The 2,951-nt window shown below is 37.3% G+C and carries 3 protein-coding genes; 2 read left to right on the top strand and 1 reads right to left on the bottom strand.

Going from position 1 to position 2,951, the window contains the following annotated elements; genetic code table 11:
* Positions 1-148 precede the first annotated feature (148 nt).
* On the bottom strand, positions 149-622 hold the full coding sequence (locus R8O11_RS24635) for a hypothetical protein (protein ID WP_141180027.1): 474 nt from the start codon (positions 620-622) through the stop codon (positions 149-151).
* A 271-nt stretch (positions 623-893) separates the two neighbouring features.
* Here R8O11_RS24635 and R8O11_RS24630 point away from each other — a divergent pair, with 271 nt between their 5' ends.
* Together R8O11_RS24630 and R8O11_RS24625 are read left to right on the top strand one after the other, a co-directional pair.
* Positions 894-1,856, top strand: a complete 963-nt coding sequence (locus tag R8O11_RS24630; RefSeq protein ID WP_318194538.1) for an integron integrase — start codon at positions 894-896, stop codon at positions 1,854-1,856.
* Positions 1,857-2,240: 384 nt separating this feature from the next.
* Positions 2,241-2,879, top strand: coding sequence for a hypothetical protein (locus R8O11_RS24625; RefSeq protein WP_238777750.1), 639 nt, complete (start codon positions 2,241-2,243; stop codon positions 2,877-2,879).
* Positions 2,880-2,951 lie beyond the last annotated feature (72 nt).

Here is a 2,951-nt window from a genome sequence, read left to right as displayed (position 1 = left end):
CTGTGACTGAAGCATAGGAGTTCCCTCCAATCGTTGCCTACTTTAAGTATAACAACAGTTAAAGGGAACATAGCCAAAAATAAACTTAGAACCAAAATTGCCAAGCGTTGAGAATCCCTCTTTAACGCCTTGTTAGCTGTAATGCACTCTATACTTTTGATCTTCGGACAGAGTTAATTATTCTCTGGCCTGTATACAATCCAATACCGAAAATTATGAACTCGAATATTAAGCTTGTACGACCAGGGATAAGACCAAAAGCAGGCGCTAAAATTAGAGGTATAGCAAAGTACCTAGCTAATATTTTAACCCATGTAGTAGATTCTTTTGATGAATTCCAGATTCCTATATACACCAAATGGAAATAAAAAAGCCCACATAAGATCAATACTTTAATCTGTGACAATATCGAGAATCCATCCATAAGACCAGCATTATAGCTACCCTGTAACATATTTATTTTATGGAAATAAAAAACAGGTATTCCAACATAAATCATAGCACCTATAATTAAGCCAAAAATCCAGAATGTAATTTTTAATCCATATCCACCTGCTGCTAATTTTTGTTTTAAAAGTAACGGATAAATAAAACCCAACAGCAAAGCAGTTAAAATCGACATAATTTACTTCCTTATTTTTATTGATACTTCTATTTTGTTGTTGATTAAGACAGCTAACGCTTTCTATACGGCGATTTGCCGTTTTTCTGGCAGGCTACCGCCTTCTTTCTTATCAAAAGCGCTATCAATCGTAGCACTTATATGCATGAAACAAATAGAAAAACAGTATGAATATGTGTGGTGGCGCGCGCAATTAGGCGGCGCACAGCACGCTAATTTCAAAAGTGGTGATACATTAACGGAGCTGTATAAATAAACAGGTTAATTTATCATGAAAAGTCAGTTTTTACTTAGTGTAAAAGAGCACATGCTTACTCGTCATTATGCGAATAAAACTATCGAAAGTTATCTATTTTGGATAAAACGTTTTATCACTTTTCACCAGCTCGCCCACCCATCAACACTAGCAGAAGATGATGTCATTCAATTTCTGAGTTACTTAGCGGTAGAAGAAAAAGTTGCGGTAAAAACGCAAGCTTTGGCGCTGAACTCAATATCATTTTTATATCGTGATTATTTTAAAACCCCACTATCACTTGATATGAGATTTCAGAAATCCTTGACCGAAAAGAAACTTCCCGTTGTGTTAACCAGGGAGGAGATCCGAAGATTCGTTCAGCATATCGACCCGAGGTATAGACTCCATATTCAGCTACTTTACGGCTCCGGGCTTCGAGTTATGGAATGTTTACGCTTAAGAGTTCAAGACATCGATTATGATTATGGTGCAGTTCGCGTTTGGCAAGGAAAAGGAGGTAAAAATCGTACAGTCACATTAGCCAAAGAACTACATGAACCACTCAAAGCTCAAGTTAATTTAGCAAGAAACTACTACTTTAAAGATAGGCACATGCCTGGTTATGCGGGCGTATATATCTCTGAAGGTTTACGACGTAAATACCCAAAAGCGGAGCTAGATTTTAACTGGCACTTTTTGTTTCCATCAACAAAGTTAAGCGCAGATCGAGACACTGGTGAACTCAGAAGGCATCATATCAATGAAAGCGCAATACAAAGAGCGGTAAAGCGCGCGGCAAGCGACGCAAGCATTGAGAAAACTGTAACTTGCCACACACTAAGACACAGTTTTGCCACGCATTTATTGGAATCTGGCGCAGACATTAGAACTGTTCAGGAACAATTAGGGCATACTGATGTAAAAACCACGCAAATCTATACTGTGATTCATCGAGTCAACCACAAAAACAAACCTCAATTGGTGAACTTAAAATAAATCACTAAAAATCAATAAATTAAAAAACCCTTCACCATATAGAAGTACTCATTCTCAATTATTACATGATCAAAATAAACCCTAAAGATTCAAAATTTGATGCTTAATTAGCCCCACTAGTGCCCCAAATTTGCCCCATTTATCGCGACTAGCAGTAACCTTTTACCTTGTTTCGAACATCTTTATTCCACCAGCTTAGACACACCTACGCCAGTTGGACCATCCACGCGAACGTCAATGTTAGTTACCTAGCTCAGATGATGAGTCAGGTTCAACTAACTCAAAAGTATACTAAAGCCCTTTCTGGATAAAACACATAAGACAGCGGTTCATTTAATGGGCATTATATGTTGGGTTGTTCATCATAAAAAAACAGAGTAGATAATGAGTAAAGATGAAATAGTTGGGCGCTTAAGGCTTTGGAGTGGTGCTATTTACGAAACACAGAGGTTTGTCAAACTAGCACTTAGATCTGATAATGCTTTTCAAAGCAAAGAGTTAATTGACGCTAGCAAGCAACGTATAAAAAAATTGCATGAGTTTAGTAAGAGACAACCAGATTACAAAGAGGGAGTATTGCTAGATTCACATGCTGAAATGTTTGATAAAATTCACCCTGAGCCCTTTCCAAGTCGAATAGAATGCTCTCACCTTAAAGAATCTAACACTATTTCGGCAGTAATAATGTTTTGTCAAATTTATGTGTCTGGGTATCAGCATGATGGGGTAGCTTTTAATAACTCTAAAGCATTCAGAGACAAACATTTAGAAGCAATTCTAAATGAAGTGTTTCCTATAGATGAAGACCGTAAAAAGTATGATGTTTTTGCCAACACATTACTGAGAGCTCGAAACCAAATGCTTGGTCATGCTGATGCAAACTCATTTAATATTAAACATGGATCTATTGTCTCAAGCCTTAAACTCCCAAGCGCAACCATTAAGGAGCTTGACCTACATTACTGGAATGATTTTTTAGAACCACTACATCAAGCTATATTAAAGTACTCAAGCAAAGTGTAGCCCGCCGCGCGGTTTGAAAAACAAAACCGCACAAAATAAAAAACATAGTCGTTTTCAATTTGCGCGGTTTTT

The organism is Vibrio sp. 1288 (genome assembly GCF_033344475.1).
The sequence above is the reverse complement of the archived record's forward strand: the minus strand, read 5'-3'. Positions and strand labels throughout refer to the sequence as shown.